The organism is Muricoccus pecuniae (assembly GCF_014199205.1).
In the GTDB taxonomy this organism is placed as follows: domain Bacteria; phylum Pseudomonadota; class Alphaproteobacteria; order Acetobacterales; family Acetobacteraceae; genus Roseomonas; species Roseomonas pecuniae.
Genome location: NZ_JACIJD010000013.1, coordinates 153893 through 170133, shown reverse-complemented (window position 1 = coordinate 170133; position 16241 = coordinate 153893). Strand labels below are relative to the sequence as shown.

Annotated in this window: 10 protein-coding genes; 7 read left to right on the top strand and 3 right to left on the bottom strand. The window is 73.0% G+C overall.

What is annotated here, in order from left to right; genetic code table 11:
• Positions 1–331 precede the first annotated feature (331 nt).
• Positions 332–1294 (top strand): SMP-30/gluconolactonase/LRE family protein, encoded by a 963-nt coding sequence (locus tag FHS87_RS15220; protein ID WP_184520102.1) that lies wholly within the window; start codon positions 332–334, stop codon positions 1292–1294.
• Between the two features lie 51 nt (positions 1295–1345).
• Positions 1346–1975 carry a hypothetical protein gene (locus tag FHS87_RS15215; protein WP_184520099.1) on the top strand — a complete coding sequence of 210 codons (630 nt, stop codon included), beginning with the start codon at positions 1346–1348 and terminating at the stop codon, positions 1973–1975.
• 6 nt (positions 1976–1981) lie between these two features.
• Here FHS87_RS15215 and glpK read toward each other — a convergent pair whose 3' ends face one another.
• Positions 1982–3529, bottom strand: coding sequence for a glycerol kinase GlpK (gene glpK, locus FHS87_RS15210; RefSeq protein ID WP_246418426.1), 1548 nt, complete (start codon positions 3527–3529; stop codon positions 1982–1984).
• Here glpK and FHS87_RS15205 point away from each other — a divergent pair.
• The 3 genes from FHS87_RS15205 (at position 3528) to FHS87_RS15195 (ending at position 6542) form a co-directional block, all read left to right on the top strand.
• A complete protein-coding gene (locus FHS87_RS15205; RefSeq protein ID WP_184520096.1) occupies positions 3528–4226 on the top strand; it encodes a glutathione S-transferase family protein in 699 nt (232 codons plus the stop codon). The two genes, glpK and FHS87_RS15205, sit on opposite strands and share 2 nt — an antisense overlap.
• Positions 4227–4351: 125 nt before the next feature.
• Positions 4352–5332: a Bug family tripartite tricarboxylate transporter substrate binding protein gene (locus tag FHS87_RS15200; protein WP_184520093.1), complete on the top strand. Its 981-nt coding sequence runs from the start codon at positions 4352–4354 to the stop codon at positions 5330–5332.
• 166 nt (positions 5333–5498) lie between these two features.
• Positions 5499–6542 carry a class I SAM-dependent methyltransferase gene (locus FHS87_RS15195; protein ID WP_246418425.1) on the top strand — a complete coding sequence of 348 codons (1044 nt, stop codon included), beginning with the start codon at positions 5499–5501 and terminating at the stop codon, positions 6540–6542.
• A gap of 23 nt (positions 6543–6565) precedes the next feature.
• Here the strand turns inward: FHS87_RS15195 and FHS87_RS15190 are convergent, their stop codons facing one another.
• Together FHS87_RS15190 and FHS87_RS15185 are read right to left on the bottom strand one after the other, a co-directional pair.
• Entirely contained in the window at positions 6566–8881 is a 2316-nt protein-coding gene (locus FHS87_RS15190; protein ID WP_184520089.1) for an NADP-dependent malic enzyme, read from the bottom strand.
• A gap of 131 nt (positions 8882–9012) precedes the next feature.
• Entirely contained in the window at positions 9013–10596 is a 1584-nt protein-coding gene (locus FHS87_RS15185) for an ABC transporter substrate-binding protein (protein WP_184520086.1), read from the bottom strand.
• 114 nt (positions 10597–10710) lie between these two features.
• Here FHS87_RS15185 and mutS point away from each other — a divergent pair, with 114 nt between their 5' ends.
• Together mutS and FHS87_RS15175 are read left to right on the top strand one after the other, a co-directional pair.
• A complete protein-coding gene (gene mutS, locus FHS87_RS15180; protein ID WP_184520083.1) occupies positions 10711–13467 on the top strand; it encodes a DNA mismatch repair protein MutS in 2757 nt (918 codons plus the stop codon).
• Positions 13464–16193: a [protein-PII] uridylyltransferase gene (locus tag FHS87_RS15175; protein WP_184520080.1), complete on the top strand. Its 2730-nt coding sequence runs from the start codon at positions 13464–13466 to the stop codon at positions 16191–16193. Before mutS ends, FHS87_RS15175 begins: the two co-directional genes overlap by 4 nt.
• Positions 16194–16241: the final 48 nt, after the last annotated feature.

The following is a 16241-nucleotide window of genomic DNA, read 5'->3' as shown; positions in this document are numbered from 1 at the left end:
TCTCCAGCAACAAACATCCCCCCGGAAGGGGAGTGGCACGACACCCCCCGACAGAGAGGCCGAACCCGACACGCCGGACGTAACGGACCCACCCGTAAAAAGAAAGCCGCCCCAAGGGGCGGCTTTCCGTTCATCCGGGCAGGGATGGTGTGCCTGACCCCTGGCGGGTCAGCTCAGCACGCCGAAGAGCCAGAGCAGGATGATGATCGGGATGGGAATGCCGATCAGCCACAGGAGAATGCCTCGCACAGGGTTTACCTCCGAATTTCGTCCGTGATTCCCCAACGTGAGGGGCTTGCGGCGGGTTGCGCCTCCGCGCAGCCTCCGCCGCATGGAAGCGACCTTCGACAACGAGACCCCCTGGACTCCCTCCCCCCGCACGCCCGATCCGCGGCTGCGGGACCTCGATCCCTCCTTCGCGCGCTACCGCGTGATGAACGGCCCCGTGCAGAAGCTGGCCGGCGGCACGCGCTGGGGCGAGGGGCCCGTCTGGTTCGGCGACCACCGCTGCCTCATCTGGTCCGACGTGCCGACCGACCGCATGCTGCGCTGGGACGAGGCGACGGGCGCCACCACCGTCTTCCGCGCGCCGTCCAACCACGCCAACGGCAATGCGCGGGACCGCGAGGGCCGGTTGGTCACCTGCGAGCACCTGACGCGCCGCGTGACGCGCACCGAGCATGACGGCCGCATCACCGTGATCGCCGACCGCTTCGAGGGCAAGCGGCTCAACTCGCCCAACGACGTGGTGGTGAAGTCCGACGGCACGATCTGGTTCACCGACCCGCCCTTCGGCATTCTCAGCGACAACGAGGGAGAGCGCGCCGAGAGCGAGCTGCCGCAGAACGTCTACCGCGTCGATCCCGCGCGCGGGACGATCGAGGTGGCGGCGGACGGCATCGAGGGGCCGAACGGCCTCGCCTTCAGCCCGGACGAGTCGATCCTCTACGTCGTCGAGAGCCGCACCAACCCGCGAAAAATCCTCTCCTATTCTGTGGACGGGAACGGTCGCCTCTCAAACCGCCGTGACTTCATCACCGCCGAGCCCGGCGGCACGCCGGACGGCTTCCGCCTGGACGAGGACGGGAACCTCTGGTGCGGCTGGGGCATGGGCACGCCGGAGCAGGACGGGGTCCGGGTCTTCAACAGCGCCGGCGCCCCGATCGGCCATATCGACCTGCCCGAGCGCGCGGCGAATCTCTGCTTCGGCGGGCTGCGGCGGAACCGGCTCTTCATCGCGGCGGCGCGCTCGCTCTACGCCGTGGTGGTGAACACGCGCGGGGCGGTGGGGTAGTTGACACCCGAACCCTCCCCCGGTGCAGGCTGGGCGGGGGAGGGTTCATCCATGCTTCGCGCGCTGCTCAGCCTCGTCCTGCTCGCCCCGGCGGCTGCCTTCGCGCAATCCGCGCCGCCGCCGATGCCCACGCGCGACGTGGCCGTGACCTACCGCACCTCCGAAGGGGGCGAGATGCGCTTCTTCTGGCGTGCCGCCGACTCCACCATGCGCGCCGAGGGGATGGGCGATGCGGGGGGCGCGATGATCTACGACATGCGCGGCCGCAACATAATCATGCTGATGGACGCGCAGCGCGCCTATGTCCGCCTGCCCGGCGACGATGACGACCGCAAGCGCGAAGTCGGCAGCCTCGCCCTCGGCGACGTGAAGCCGGGCGACAAGGTCTCGCGCGAGGGCGCGGCCGAGATCGCGGGCCAGCGCTGCACGGTCTGGCGCGTGGAGAGGGCGAAGGAGAGCCCGGAGGACGAGGCCGAGGTGGAGCGGAGCTGCGTCACCGCCGACGGCGTGCTTCTCCGCCGCGTGGAGGGCGAGGGAGACGAGGCGGAGACGAGCTACCTCGCCACCCGCGTCGCCTACGGCCCGCAGGACCCCGCCCTCTTCCGCGCGCCGGCGGGCTGGCGGCAGATGTCGCTGGACGAACTGGCCAAGCAGATCGGGGAAGGGCTCCGCCAGCGCTGAGCGGGCTCAGCGCCCGAGCACCTGCCCCACGGCCCGCTTCCACGCCGCGTGGCGCCGCGCGGCCCCCTCGGCCGGCATATCAGGCTCGAAGCGCACGCGGCGGCGCCAATGCGTGGCGTTGTCCCCGGGCGGCGGGCAGAGGCCGGCTTCCACCCCCGCCAGATAGGCCGCGCCCAGCGCCGTGGTCTCCGCAACCGCCGGCACGTCCACCGGGCAGCCCAGCGCGTCCGCCAGGAAGCGCATGGTCCAGTCGCTCGCCGTCATGCCGCCATCCACGCGCAGCACGGTGTCGCCCATCGTCTTTCCGTCCTGGGTGGGCCAGTCCGCGCGCATGGCGTCGAGCAGGTCCCGCGTCTGCCAGGCCACGCTCTCCAGCGCCGCGCGCGCGATCTCGGCCGCGCCGGAGCCTCGGGTGAGGCCGAGGATGGCGCCGCGCGCGCCCGCATCCCAGTGCGGCGCGCCGAGGCCGGTGAAGGCGGGCACCATCACCACGCCGGAATCCGGATCGGCCCGCGCCGCCAGCTCCCCCGCCTCCGCCGCGCTGTGGATGATGCCCAGCCCGTCGCGCAGCCACTGCACCGCGGCGCCCGCGACGAAGATCGCGCCCTCCAGCGCGTAGGTCCTGACGCCACCGATCTGCCAGGCGATGGTGGTGAGCAGGCGGTGGGTGGAGCGCACGGGCGTCTCCCCCGTGTTGAGCAGCATGAAGCAGCCCGTGCCGTAGGTGGATTTCGCCATGCCCGGCCGGAAGCAGGCCTGGCCCAGCGTCGCCGCCTGCTGGTCCCCCGCCACGCCGCGGATGGGTATGGCGGCGCCGAGCAGGGCGGGGTCGGTGGTGCCGAAGGCCCCCGCGCAGTCCCGGACCTCGGGCAGCAGGGCGCGCGGGATGTCCAGGGCGCGCAGGATCTCCTCGTCCCACTCCCCCGTGCGGATGTTCAGCAGCATGGTGCGGGCCGCGTTGGTGGCGTCCGTCGCGTGGACGCGGCCGCCGGTGAGGTGCCAGAGCAGGAAGCTGTCCACCGTGCCGAAGGCGAGCTCGCCCCGCTCGGCCCGGGCGCGCAGGCCGGGCAGGTTCTCCAGGAGCCAGACGAGCTTCGTGGCGGAGAAGTACGGGTCCGCCAGCAGACCCGTGCGCTCCGTCAGCAGATCCTCCAGCCCCCCGGCGCGCAGGCGGTCGCAGATGGCGGCGCTGCGCCGGTCCTGCCAGACGATCGCGCGGTGGACGGCACGGCCCGTGGCGCGGTCCCAGAGCAGCGTCGTCTCGCGCTGGTTGGTGATGCCGATGCCCGCGACATCCGCCGCCCCGGCGCCGCCCCGCTCCATCGCGCCGCGCAGGCAGGCGATGGAGTGCGCCACAAGGTCCTCCGGCGCGTGCTCCACCCGCCCCGGCGCGGGGAAGTGCTGTGGCAGTTCCACCTGATGCGTCGCGCGCGGGTTCAGCGCGGCGTCGAACAGGATCGCGCGCGTCGAGGTCGTGCCCTGGTCGAGCGCCAGCAACGCATCCATCCCCACGCGCTTCCCCCCGTTCGATTCCCGGCGCAGCATAGGCGGCATGGATGTGATCCTCCACGATCTCTGCGGCGCCGATCCCGACCGGCGCTTCTCTCCCTATTGCTGGCGCGTGCGCATGGCGCTCGCCCATAAGGGCATCCCGCACGAGGCCCGGCCCTGGCGCTTCACCGACCGGGCCGCCATCGCCGATGCCGGGGCGGACAAGGTGCCCGTGCTGCGCCACGGCAGCCGCTGCGTCTCCGAGAGCTGGCACATCCTCGAATACATCGAGGACCACTGGCCCGGCGCCCCCAGCCTCTTCGGCGGGGAGGGCGGGCGGGCCCTGTCGCGCTTCGTCAACGCCTGGTCGGATTCGGTGATGGTGCCGGCCATCGCGCGCCTCGTCGTTTCCGACATCCCCGCCCATCTCGCTCCGGAGGATGCGGAATACTTCACCCGCACGCGGGAGGCGCGCTTCGGCAAGCCGCTGGCCGAGGTGACGGCCGGCCGGGAGCGCGGGGTGAAGGCCTTCCGCAAGGAACTGCACCCCTTGCGGATGGTGCTGCGCGAGCGCCCCTGGCTCTCCGGCCCCACGGCGGGGGCGGCGGACTACATCGTCTTCGGGCCGCTGCAATGGGCGCGCTGCGTCTCCGCCTTCCCGCTCCTCGCGCCCGACGATCCCCTCCACGCCTGGCGCGGACGGCTGCTGGACGCTTTCGGCGGCCTCGCCCGCGCCGCGCCCGCCGAGGATCCGGGCTGAGCGCCCGCCCGCCCCTCTGACGCGGGCTAGGCGGCCCGGCGCGGGGCGCTTCCGCGCGCGATCCGATTGGCGCGGCGGCCGGGCTGCCCCATGATCCCGCACCGGATTCGAAGGAAAACCTCCCGATGCTGACGCGCCGCGGCCTGGCGCGCGGGGCCCTGGGCCTCGGCGCCGCCTCCCTCGCCCCCCTGGCGGCGGGAGCGCAGGGCGCCTGGCCCGACCGCCCACTGCGGATGATCGTCGGCTACCCGCCCGGCGGCCCTTCCGACCTGTTCGCGCGCCTCATCGCGGCGCAGATGGGCCCGCGCCTCGGCCACAACGTGGTGGTGGAGAACCGCGTCGGCGGCGGCGCCGTCGTGGCGAGCGAGGCCGCGGCCCGCAGCCCGGCGGACGGCTACACCCTGCTGCACGTCGACAACGGCATCCTCGTCTACAACCCCGCCCTCTACGCCCGCCTGCCCTACGACCCCGACCGGGACCTCGCGGGGGTGGGCTTCATCGGGCGCTTCCCCCTCTTCCTCGTGGTCCGCGCGGACAGCCCGGTGCGGGACCTCGCCGGCTATGTCGCGGCCTCGAAGGCGCGGGCGCCGACCTATGGCAGCCCCGCCGTCGCCTCGCCCCACCACCTCGCCATGGAGATGCTCCGACGCCGCGCCGGCTTCGAGGCAACCCATGTCCCCTATCGCGGCGGCCCGGCGGCCATGCAGGACCTCCTGGCCGGGACGGTGGACAGCGTGATGATCGACTGCGCGACGGGCACCGCCTTCATCCGCGACGGCAAGGTGCGGGCGCTCTGCGTGCTGAGCGAGGCGCGCTCCCCCACCAGCCCGGAGGTGCCGACGGCGCGCGAGCTGGGCGTTCCCAACGCGGTCGCCCATGGATGGCAGGGCGTGTCGGTGCCCGCGGGCACCCCGGCGCCCGTGATCTCCCGCCTCTCGGCGGAGCTCACCCGCGCCGTCGCCTCGGAGGAGATGGCGGCCCGCTTCACCACCCTCGGCATCGAGCGCGCCGACCTCTCCCCCGCCGATTTCGCCGCCTTCGTGGGGCGGGAGAACGCCGAGTGGCGGCCGCTGATCCGCGAGCTGGGGATTCGGCTGGACAGCTAGGGCGGCCTCTGCTCCCCGCTTTCCATCCCGGTGATCCCGCCGGAAGGGGGCCGGCAATGGCGGGGGCGTTTCACAGGGTGGTCACATCGGAACCGGATCGGTAGTTAGGAACCCTCACGGCCCGCCACCCCGGCGCGGCCGACCTGTCTTTCTGGACCAGACGCCCTTGCTCCGTCGCATCCGCTCCCTGGCCCGCGGCCTGCGCCGCATCGAGCCGGGCCAGCTCCTCGGCAAGCTCCAGTCGCTGGAGAGGGCCTCCGGCGTCGCGGCCCGCAACGCGGAGCTGGCGGCCTGGAACACGAAGGTGCTCGGCTCGGCCATCGCCAGCGGGTTCTACGAGGCCGGGCTCGCGGGCCGGCTCGCGCCCCTGCCCCCCGACCCCGTGGAGACCGGCTTCGGCGGGCGCCTGTGCCGGCAGGAGGACATCGAGAGCCACTGGCTCCGCCACTGGTGCGGCCAGATCGGCTTCGTGCCGATGTACCACCGCAAGGTCTGGGAGGACTGCTACGCCCTCCAGGCCCTGTACGAGCGCGGCATGATGGCGCCGGGCCGCCGGGGCCTCGGCTTCGCGGTGGGCGCGGAATGGCTGCCGAGCTTCCTCGCCGCGCGCGGCGCGGAGATCCTGGCGACCGACCTCGACGCCACCGACCTGCGCGCCCGCAACTGGATCGAGACGGACCAGCATGGCGGGCGGGTGGAGACGATCTTCAAGCCCGGCCTGATCGACCTGGAAACCTTCAACGACCGCGTCGCCATGCGCGCGCTCGACATGAACGGAATCCCCGCCGACCTGCACGGCGGCTTCGACTTCCTCTGGTCCATCTGCTCGCTGGAGCATTGCGGCTCCATCCGGCAGGGACTCGACTTCGTGGTGGAGGCGATGAAGTGCCTCCGCCCGGGCGGGGTGGCCGTGCACACCACCGAGTTCAACATGGACCCCGACGGCCGGACGGTGGAGGAGGGCACCACCGTCCTCTTCCAGCGCCGCCACATCGAGGAGCTGGAGGCGCGCCTGTCCCTCGCCGGCCACCGCATGCTGCCGGTGGATTTCGGCACGGGCACGGGCATCCTCGACCAGTTCGTGGACCTGCCGCCCTATCCCGGCAGCGAATCCCCCCTGCCCATCCCGGAGCCGCCGCACCTGCGGCTCTCGATCCAGGGACTGGTCTCCACCTCGATCGGCTTCATCGTGGAGAAGGGCGGCCGCTGAGCCGCCCTTCCCGATGACCCCGCCTACTTCGCCAGCGATTCGTGCGCGGCGAGGCAGGCCATGTCGAGGATGTTGTTCACGCCCGAGGCGATCGAGAGGATCTGCGCCGGCTTGGACAGCCCCATGAGCAGCGGCCCGATGGAGGTCGCGCCGGTCAGCTTCGGCACGGCCTTGGACAGGATGTGCGCGGCGTGCAGCCCGGGCATGACCAGCACGTTCGCCGCGCCGCTCAGCCGGCAGAAGGGATAGAGCGCGCGCAGCGAGGGATCGAGCGCGACATCCGCCGCCATCTCCCCATCGTACTCGAAGCCGACATCGCCCCGCTCGTCCAGCAGGCGCACGGCGCTCCGCACGGTCTCCGGGATCACGCTGTAGCGCGGGTCGCCGAAGGTCGAGAAGGAGAGGAAGGCCACGCGCGGCTCCAGCCCGATCCGGCGGGCCTGGGCGGCGGACTGCACCGCGATCTCGGCGAGCGTCGCGGCATCCGGGCGCTCGTGGATGGCGGTGTCGGCCAGCAGCACGGTGCCCGCGCGGCGCGTGAGCAGGAGGGAGAGGCCGAAGAGCACGCCCGGCCCGCCATCGGAGGCCGGCGCCGGATCGATGGCGAGGGCGATCTGCTTCAGGCTGGCCGAGTAGGACCGCGTGGTGCCGGTGACCAGCGCATCCGCATCGCCGAGCGCGACCATGCAGGCGGCGAAGATGTTGCGGTCGAGATTCACCGCGCGCTGGGCGTCGCGGAAGAGGAAGCCCTCGCGCTGCTTGCGGGCGTAGAGGTATTCCGCGTAGCGCCGGTTGCTGTCCGAGCGCGCGGCGTTGTGGATCTCGACCCCCTCCGGCAGCGGCACGCCGAGCGCGGCGACGCAGGCATGGATGCGGTCCTCGCGCCCCACCAGCACGGGGGTGCCGTAGCCCGCGTTGCGGAAGGCGATCGCGGCGCGGATCGTCTTCTCCTCCTCGCCCTCGGCGAAGACGACGCGGCGCGGGTTCTGCCGCACGCGCTCGGTGATCGCCTCCAGCGCGCCGCCCGCCGCGTCCAGCTTCTGCGCGAGCGAACGGGCATAGTGCGGCATGTCGATGATGGGCTTGCGGGCGACGCCGCTCTCCATCGCCGCCTTGGCCACTGCCGGGGAGACGCGCGAGATCAGCCGGGGGTCGAAGGCGTGGGGGATGATGTATTCCGGCCCGAAGCGCAGCCCCGCGCCGCCGCCCGCGCCCGCCACCTCCTCCGGCACGTCCTCGCGCGCGAGCATCGCCAGGGCCTCGGCGGCCGCGATCTTCATGGACTCGTTGATCGTCGTCGCGCGCACGTCCAGCGCGCCCCGGAAGATGAAGGGGAAGCCGAGGACGTTGTTCACCTGGTTCGGATAGTCCGAGCGCCCGGTGGCGACGATGGCGTCGGGGCGCGCGGCCTTGGCCTCGTCCGGGGTGATCTCCGGGTCGGGGTTGGCCATGGCGAAGATGATCGGCTTCTCGGCCATGGCGCGCACCATGTCCGGCGTCACCGCGCCCTTCTTGGAGAGGCCGAAGAAGGCGTCCGCCCCGCGCATCGCCTCGGCCAGCGTCCGCGCCTCCGTGTCGTTGGCATGGGCGGACTTCCACTGGTTCATGCCCTCCACCCGGCCGCGGTAGAGCACGCCCTTGGTGTCGCACATGACGATGTTCTGCGGGCGCATGCCCATGGCGCGCAGGAGTTCCGCGCAGGCGATGGCGGCCGAGCCCGCGCCGTTGATCACCAGCGTCGTCGTCCTGAGGTCGCGGCCCGTCAGGTGGCAGGCATTGATGAGGCCGGCGGCGGCGACGATGGCGGTGCCGTGCTGGTCGTCATGGAAAACGGGAATGTCCATGATCTCGCGCAGGCGCTGCTCGATCACGAAGCACTCGGGGGCCTTGATGTCCTCGAGGTTGATGCCGCCGAAGGAGGGGCCGAGGAAGCGGACGCAGTTGACGAACTCGTCCACGTCATAGGCGTCCACGCAGAGGTCGATGGAGTCCACGTCGGCGAAGCGCTTGAACAGCGCCGCCTTGCCCTCCATCACCGGCTTGCCCGCAACGGCGCCGAGATCGCCCAGGCCCAGCACCGCCGTGCCGTTGGAGATGACGGCGACCATGTTGCCCTTGGCCGTGTAGTCATAGGCGAGGCTGGGATCGCGGTGGATCTCCAGGCAGGGCTCGGCCACGCCTGGGGAATAGGCGAGGGAGAGGTCGCGCGCAGTGGCCAGCGGCTTGGTCAGCCGGATCTCCAGCTTGCCGGGCTTGCCCTCCGCGTGGAGCGCCAGCGCTTCCTCGCGCGTGATGCGGGCGGTGCGGGAATCCCCGTTGCCCCGTCGCACGTCGTCCATCGGCATCCTCCCGCTCTTCACCCCATTATGGGGCGCCAGGACCGCCGCGTGTAGCGCGTGAATGCGCGCGCGGGAACCTCAATGGAGGGACCTATGAACGCTGCACTGCGGCATAAGCGCCGCGGCGCCGGTCATGCCCTCCGGATGTTCCAGGGATAGGGCGTGCTGCCCTCCAGCATCCCCGTCAGGTTCCGCCGGAAGGCCGTGCGGATGGTGAACTGGCCCAGGGGAATGGTGGCCACCTCCTCCAGCGCCAGCCGCCCGATCTCCCCCGCGAGCCGCTGGCGCGTTGCCTCGTCGGGCGCGTCGACCCACTCGGCCGTCAGCGCCTCGGCCCGGTCGCTCTTCCACCAGCCGAACCACCCCGCCTCGCCCTGGCCGCGGATGAGCGGAGACATGGCCGGGCTGGAATAGGTGTTCGCGCTGCCCGTGGTGTGGAAGATGCTCCAACCTCCCCGCTCCACCGGCTCGCGCGAGTTGCGCCGCTGGATCACGGTGCCCCAGTCGCTCTCCGCCAGCTCGATGTTCATCCCCACGCGCCGCAGCGCATCCGCCGTCACCTGGCCCAGCGGCCCGATATCCGGGAAATCCGTGGGGTTGATGATGACGACCTTGCCGTTGGAATAGCCGGCCTCGCGCAGCGCCGCCCGGGTCGCGTCCAGGCTGCCGGGCATCAGGTCCGGATGGTCCCGGTAATAGGGCGTGCGCCGGGGAAAGAGGCTGCGGCAATCGCTCCAGAGCGAGGCATCGTCGCCCTGCGCCGCGCGCATGTAGTTCTCCTGCATCACGGAGAGCCGCACGGCGCGCCGCATGCGCAGGTCGTCGAAGGGCGGCTGCAGGCAGTTCAGCCGCATCAGCGCCATCCGCCCCTCCACGTCCAGCACCTCCTGCCGGATCTCGCGGCTGCGGGAGAGCACCGGCCGCAGGTCGGAGAGCGGGCGCTCCCACCAGTCGATCTCGCCATTGGTCAGCGCGGCCGCGGCGGTGGAAGCATCGGGGATGACGTGCCACTCGATGCGCTGGAGATGCGCCACCTTGCCGCCCGAGGCCCGGTTCGGCGCCTCCTGGCGGGGCAGGTAGCCGTCGAACTTCTCGTACACCACGCGCGAGCCGGAATTGTACTCGCCGGGAAGGAAGCGATAGGGGCCGGAGCCCACCATCTCCGTGATGGCTCGCGTCGCCTCGGTGAGGGCGAGCCGCTCGGGCATGATGAAGCACACGCTCGCATCCGGCTTGGAGAGCGCGTCCAGCATCAGCGGGAAGGGCCGGCTCAGCCGCGCCTCGAAGGTCCGGTCGTCCACCGCCCGCCATTCCGCCACGGCGCGGGCGAGGAGTTGGCCGAAGGGATCGCGCACGCACCAGCGCCTGATGCTCGCGATGCAATCCGCGGCGCGCACGGGCGCGCCGTCATGGAAGCGCAGCCCCTCGCGCAGCCGGAAGCTCCAGCGGCGGCCATCCTCCAGCACCTCGTGCCCCTCGGCCATCTGCGGCCGGGGCTGGTTGCGCCCGTCCACGGCATAGAGCGTGTCGAAGAGGTAGTAGCCGTGATTGGTGGTCACGGTGGCCGTGGTCCAGATCGGGTCCAGGCTCGTCAGATTGGCCTGGGGCACGAAGCGCATGGTCCGCGCGCGGGAATCCTGCCCCAGCGCCGGGGCGGAGAGCCCGCCGATGAGGGCCGCGCCGGCGCCGGCGCGCAACAGGGTCCGCCGTTCCATCCTGGTCATCCTCCGCTTGTCCCGGGCGCTTGTCCCGGGGCGGGAGCCTGCCTCTCCCTCCCGGCGCGAGGCAAGCGCTGGACCGATCCCCCGCCGCACCATAAGCACCTCTCCATGGACGCCGCCCCGCCCAGCCCCAGCACCCTCATCCCCGACGCAGCCGGCGCCACCCCGGCCATGGCGCAGTGGTTCGCGGCGAAAGCGGCGCATCCGGACGCGCTCGTCTTCTTCCGCATGGGCGACTTCTTCGAGATGTTCTTCGCGGATGCGACGACGGCGGGGGAGGTGCTGGGCCTCGCCGTCTCGCATCGCGGCGAGCATGGCGGCCGCCCCGTGCCCATGGCGGGCGTGCCCGTGCACGCGATGGAGGCCTATCTCGCCCGCCTCATCCGCCGCGGCTACCGCGTGGCGATCTGCGAGCAGATGGAGACGCCCGAGGCCGCCAAGGCGCGCAAGGCCCCGGCGGTGCGCCGGGAGGTCGTGCGGATCGTCACCCCCGCGACGGTGACGGAGGAGGCGCTGCTCGAGGGCGCGCGCCCCTCCTGGTTGCTCGCCCTCGCGCCGGAAGGACTAGGGGGAGGCGGCGAGCGCGTCGGCGCCGCCTGGCTCGACGTCTCGACCGGCCATGTCTGCACGGAGAGCCTGCCCGCCGCCGAGCTGGGCGCCCTCCTCGCCCGGCTGGACCCGGCGGAGGTGGTGGCGCCCGAATCCCTCGCCGCCGGCGACGCCCTCACCCCGCTCGGCGGCGCGGTGCGGGAAGCCGTCCCGCCGCGGGACGGCGCGCGGCTGGCCGCCGAGGCCTGGGGGGTGGCCAGCCTCGCCGCCTTCGGCAGCTTCACCGAGGGCGAGACGGCGGCGCTGGCCCTGGCGCTGGACTACGTGCGCGGCGCCTCGGGCGGCACCCTCCCCCGCCTCGCCCCGCCCGAGCCGCGCGGGGGCGAGGGCACGCTGCGGATGGACGCGGCCACGCGGCGCAGCCTGGAGATCCTCAAGGCCGAGCGCGGGGGCAAGGACTGCCTGCTCGGCGCGGTGGACCGGACGCTGACCGCCGCCGGCGCGCGGGAGCTCGCCGCCCGCCTCGCCGCCCCGCTGGCCGAGGCCGCCCCAATCGCCGCCCGCCACGACGCCGTGGCCTTCCTCCTCGCCGCCACCGCCGTGCGAGCCGGGCTGCGGGAGGCGCTGAGGGGCGCGCCGGACACCGCCCGCGCCCTCGGCCGCCTCTCGGTGGAGCGCTTCTTCCCCCGCGACCTCGCCGCGCTGCGCGACGGGCTCCTCCGCGCCGAGGCGATGCGGGAGGCCCTGGACGGCGCGGCGGGCGTGCCGCCGGTCCCGCCCCTGCTGCGGGAGGCCGCCGGGGCGCTGGTGCCCGAGGCCTCCCCCCGCGCCGAGCTCTCCCGCGCCCTCGCCGCCGAATTGCCCGCCCGGCTGGAGGACGGCGGCGTCGTCGGCCCCGGCTATGACGGCGAGCTGGACGCGCTGCGCCGCCTGAGGGACGACGCGCGCGGCGCGATCCTGGCGCTGCAGATGGACCTCGCCCAGGCCTGGGGGGTGGCGAGCCTCAAGATCCGCCACCACCAGCAGCTCGGCTTCCTCGCCGAGGTCCCGGCGGCGGCGGGGGAGGCGCTGCTGCGGCAGAAGCCCGCCCCCGGCCCCATGGCGCCCGTGCACCGGCAGTCCATGGCCAATGCCCATCGCTTCACCTGCGGGGCGCTCACCGATCTCGACCGCAAGCTCTCCCAGGCCCGGGACGAGGCGGCGCGGCGGGAGGCGGCGGTGGTGCGCCACCTGCGGAAGCTGTGCCTCGACGCCGCACCGGGCATCGCGGCGGCGGCGCGGGCGGTGGCCGAGCTCGATGTCCACGCCGCCTCGGCCGAGCTGGCCGCGGGCGGCGGCTGGTGCCGGCCTGACATGCCGGAGCGCCCGGATTTCTGCGTGACGCAGGGCCGCCACCCCGTGGTGGAGGCCGCGCTCCGCCGGAACCGCGGCCCCGCCTTCGTGCCGAACGACGCCGACCTCTCCCCCGGGCGGCGCCTCTGCCTGCTGACCGGGCCGAACATGGCGGGCAAGTCCACCTATCTCCGCCAGAACGCCCTCATGGTCGTCCTCGCCCAGGCCGGGCTCTACGTCCCCGCCGAATCGGCCCGGATCGGACTGGTGGACCGGCTCTTCTCCCGCGTGGGCACGGCGGACGACATCGCCGGGGGCCGCTCCACCTTCATGGTGGAGATGACCGAGACGGCCGCCGTGCTGAACGCGGCCGGCCCCCGCTCCTTCGTGGTGCTGGACGAGGTCGGGCGCGGCACCGCCACCTGGGACGGGCTGGCCATCGCCTGGGCGGTGCTGGAGGCGCTGCACGACCGGCTCCGCTCCCGCACCCTCTTCGCCACGCATTTCCACGAGCTGACGGCGCTGGCCGGGAAGCTGCCGGAACTGGCGCCGGCCGCGATGAAGGTGCGCGAGCACCGGGGGCAGGTGGTGTTCCAGCACCTCGTCGGTCCCGGCGCCTCGGAGCGCTCCTGGGGCCTGCACGTCGCCCGCCTGGCCGGCGTCCCGCGGGAGGTGGTGGCGCGAGCGGAGACGGTGCTTGCCTCGCTGGAGGAGCGGGCGCGGGGGCTGGACCCGCTCTCGGGCGAGCTGCCCCTCTTCGCCGCCCCCGGGCGGGAGGAACGGGCCCGGGCCGCCCCGGCCCGGGGGGAGGGGGCACAACCGGCGGTGGCGCCAGACCCTCTCCGCGCCGCCCTGGAAGCGCTGGACCCTGATGCCATGGCGCCACGCGAGGCGCTGGAAGCCCTCTACCGGCTGAAATCGATCCTGGGGGGCCAGGAGACGGCTGTTGCGGCACCGCAGGAATCCTTATCTTCCCTCGGATGAACACCGCTGGCCTCGGCGCCGCCGAAGCACCTGTCGCGTCGCAGCCGGGGCTGGACGGACTGGAAGCCCTCCCATATCCGTCCCGCGACGTGGCGCTGGCGCTGCTGCGCCGCCATCTCAGCCGCATCCAGACCGGCATGCAGGAACGGTTCGAGCGGGAGAGCCTCGCCGGGCTGGTCGCCGCCCGGGCGCTCGCCGCGGAGATGGACGGGCTGATCGCCGCCATCCTGCGCTACAGCCTCGCCGCGACCGCTGGGGCCGAGGCGCGGCCTCTCTTCGCCCTGGCCGCGACCGGCGGCTACGGGCGCGGCACCCTCGCCCCCTATTCCGACATCGACCTCCTCTTCGTCTCCGACGCGCCGCTGGACGCGGCCGGGCGGCGGGCGGTGGAGTTCATGCTCTATCTTCTCTGGGACCTCGGGGTGAAGGTCGGGCACGCCACCCGCTCCGTCGCCGAGTGCGTGGAGGACGCCAAGACCGACACCACCGTCCAGACCGCGCTGCTCGACGCCCGCTTCCTCGAGGGGGACGAGGCCGTCTACGCCCGCTTCCGCCGGGCCTTCGACGCCGCGCGCAAGGAGTGGGGCTTCGGCCAGTTCCTGCACGCCAAGCAGATCGAGCGGGGACAGCGCCACGCCCGCTACGGCGACAGCCCCTATCTCGTGGAGCCCCACATCAAGGAGGGGCGCGGGGGCTTGCGGGACCTCCAGACGATGTACTGGCTGGCCCGCTACGCCTTCGACGTGGAGAAGATGTGGCAGCTCGTCGGGCCCGAGAGCCCGGGGGGCGGGCTGCTCACCGCGCAGGAGGCGCGCGCCTTCCGCCGCGCCTGGTCCTTCCTCTGGACCGTCCGCTTCCACCTGCACTACGTGACCGGCCGCGCCGAGGAGCGCCTCACCTTCGACCTTCAGCCCGTGGTCGGCGCCCGCATGGGCTACACCCGCCACGGCAAGCAGGACGGGGTGGAGCGCTTCATGAAGCACCTCTTCCTCACCGCGCGGGAGGTGGTGCGCCTCAAGCGCCTGCTGGAGCCCGCGGTCGAGCGCGCGGCGCTCGGCATGCCCGCCCTCCAGCCCTTCCCCGACGAGGCGATGAAGCGGGCGGGGCTGACGCTGGCCGACGGCAAGATCCTCTTCGCGCCGGAGCACGACATCGCGGCCGACCCGGCGGTGATGCTGCGCCTCGTGCGCTTCGCGCGGGACCGGGCGCTGGAGATCCACCCCCTCGCCCTCCGCGCCCTCATCCGCAACGCCCGCTACGCCACGCGCCTGCGCGGGCAGGAGGCGGCGAACGCCCTCTTCCTCGACATCCTCTCGGGCAAGCAGAGCGCCCGCTGGCTGCGCGCCCTGAACGAGGCGGGCGTGCTCTCGCGCCTCGTGCCGGAATGGGCGCGGATCGTCGGGCTGATGCAGTTCGACACCTACCACGTCTTCACCGTGGAGGAGCACACGATCGAGGCGATCGGGGTGATGAACGCGCTGGAGCGGGGGGAGCTGGACACGGTCGCCCCCGTCGCCTCCGAGCTGGTGGGGCAGATCCAGTCCCGCCGCGCCCTCTACGCCGCGATCCTGCTGCACGACATCGCCAAGGGCCGCGGCGGCGACCATTCGGAGCTGGGCGCCGGCATCGCGCAGGAGCTGTGCCCCCGCCTCGGCCTCTCGCCGGAGGAGACGGAGACGGTCTCCTGGCTCGTGCTGAACCACCTCCTCGTCAGCCAGACCGCCTTCAAGCGCGACATCGACGACCCCAAGACGATCCTCGACCTCGCCGAGGTCGTGCAGTCCCCCGAGCGGCTCCGCCTGCTCCTGGTGCTGACGGTATGCGACATGCGCGCCGTCGGGCCGAAGGTGTGGAACGGCTGGAAGGCCACCCTGCTGCGCGAGATCTACTGGCGCGTGGCGGAGGTGCTGGCCGGCGGCCTCTCCGTGCCCGAGCGGGACGTGCGCGTGGCCCGCGCGAAGGAGGCAGCGGCGGGGGCGCTGGGAAGCCGCCCGGCGGCGGAGGTGGAGCACTTCCTGGCGCTGGGCTATCCCGGCTACTGGCTCTCCTTCGACCCCGACACCCATGCCCGCCACGCCGCCATGATCCGCGAGGCCGAGGCGACGGGCGCGCCGCTGACCGTCCGCACCGAGGTGCTGGAGGACCGGGCCGTGACGGAGGTGACGGTCTACGCCGCCGACCATCCCGGGCTGTTCAGCCAGATCGCGGGGGCGCTCGCGGTGGCAGGCGCCAGCATCGTGGACGCCCGCATCCACACCATGACCAACGGCATGGCGCTCGACACCTTCTGGGTGCAGGACGCGGCCGGCGGCGCGCTGGACGCGCCCCACCGCCTCGCCCGGCTCTCGGTCATGATCGAGCAGGCGCTCTCGGGGCGCATGCGGATCACGGACGAGATCAACAAGGTCAAGCGCGAGCCCGCGCGGCTGCGCGCCGTGACGGTGCCGCCGCGCGTGGTGATCGACAACCACGCCAGCAACACCCACACCGTGATCGAGGTGAACGGGCGGGACCGCCCCGGGCTCCTGCACGATGTGACGGCCGCCATCTCCGCCCAGGGCGTGCAGATCGCCTCCGCCCATGTCACCACCTATGGCGTGCGGGCGGTGGACGTCTTCTACGTGAAGGACCTCTTCGGCCTGAAGGTGGAGAACGAGCGCAAGCTGGATGTCCTGCGCCGCGCGGTGCTGGCGGCCATGGGGCCGGAGCCGGCCCAGGCGGCTTGAGATGGGGCGGCCTGAGGCGCGCGGCCTGGCCGGTCGCGCCGCAGGGCC

What these genes read in the sequence shown, in the direction of transcription:
- FHS87_RS15220 (WP_184520102.1), top strand. Translation starts at nt 332, where the DNA reads ATGGAAGCGACCTTCGACAACGAGACCCCCTGGACTCCCTCCCCCCGC.
- FHS87_RS15215 (WP_184520099.1), top strand. Translation starts at nt 1,346, where the DNA reads ATGCTTCGCGCGCTGCTCAGCCTCGTCCTGCTCGCCCCGGCGGCTGCC.
- FHS87_RS15205 (WP_184520096.1), top strand. Translation starts at nt 3,528, where the DNA reads ATGGATGTGATCCTCCACGATCTCTGCGGCGCCGATCCCGACCGGCGC.
- glpK (WP_246418426.1), bottom strand. Translation starts at nt 3,529, where the DNA reads ATGCCGCCTATGCTGCGCCGGGAATCGAACGGGGGGAAGCGCGTGGGG.
- FHS87_RS15200 (WP_184520093.1), top strand. Translation starts at nt 4,352, where the DNA reads ATGCTGACGCGCCGCGGCCTGGCGCGCGGGGCCCTGGGCCTCGGCGCC.
- FHS87_RS15190 (WP_184520089.1), bottom strand. Translation starts at nt 8,881, where the DNA reads ATGGACGACGTGCGACGGGGCAACGGGGATTCCCGCACCGCCCGCATC.
- FHS87_RS15185 (WP_184520086.1), bottom strand. Translation starts at nt 10,596, where the DNA reads ATGGAACGGCGGACCCTGTTGCGCGCCGGCGCCGGCGCGGCCCTCATC.
- mutS (WP_184520083.1), top strand. Translation starts at nt 10,711, where the DNA reads ATGGACGCCGCCCCGCCCAGCCCCAGCACCCTCATCCCCGACGCAGCC.
- FHS87_RS15175 (WP_184520080.1), top strand. Translation starts at nt 13,464, where the DNA reads ATGAACACCGCTGGCCTCGGCGCCGCCGAAGCACCTGTCGCGTCGCAG.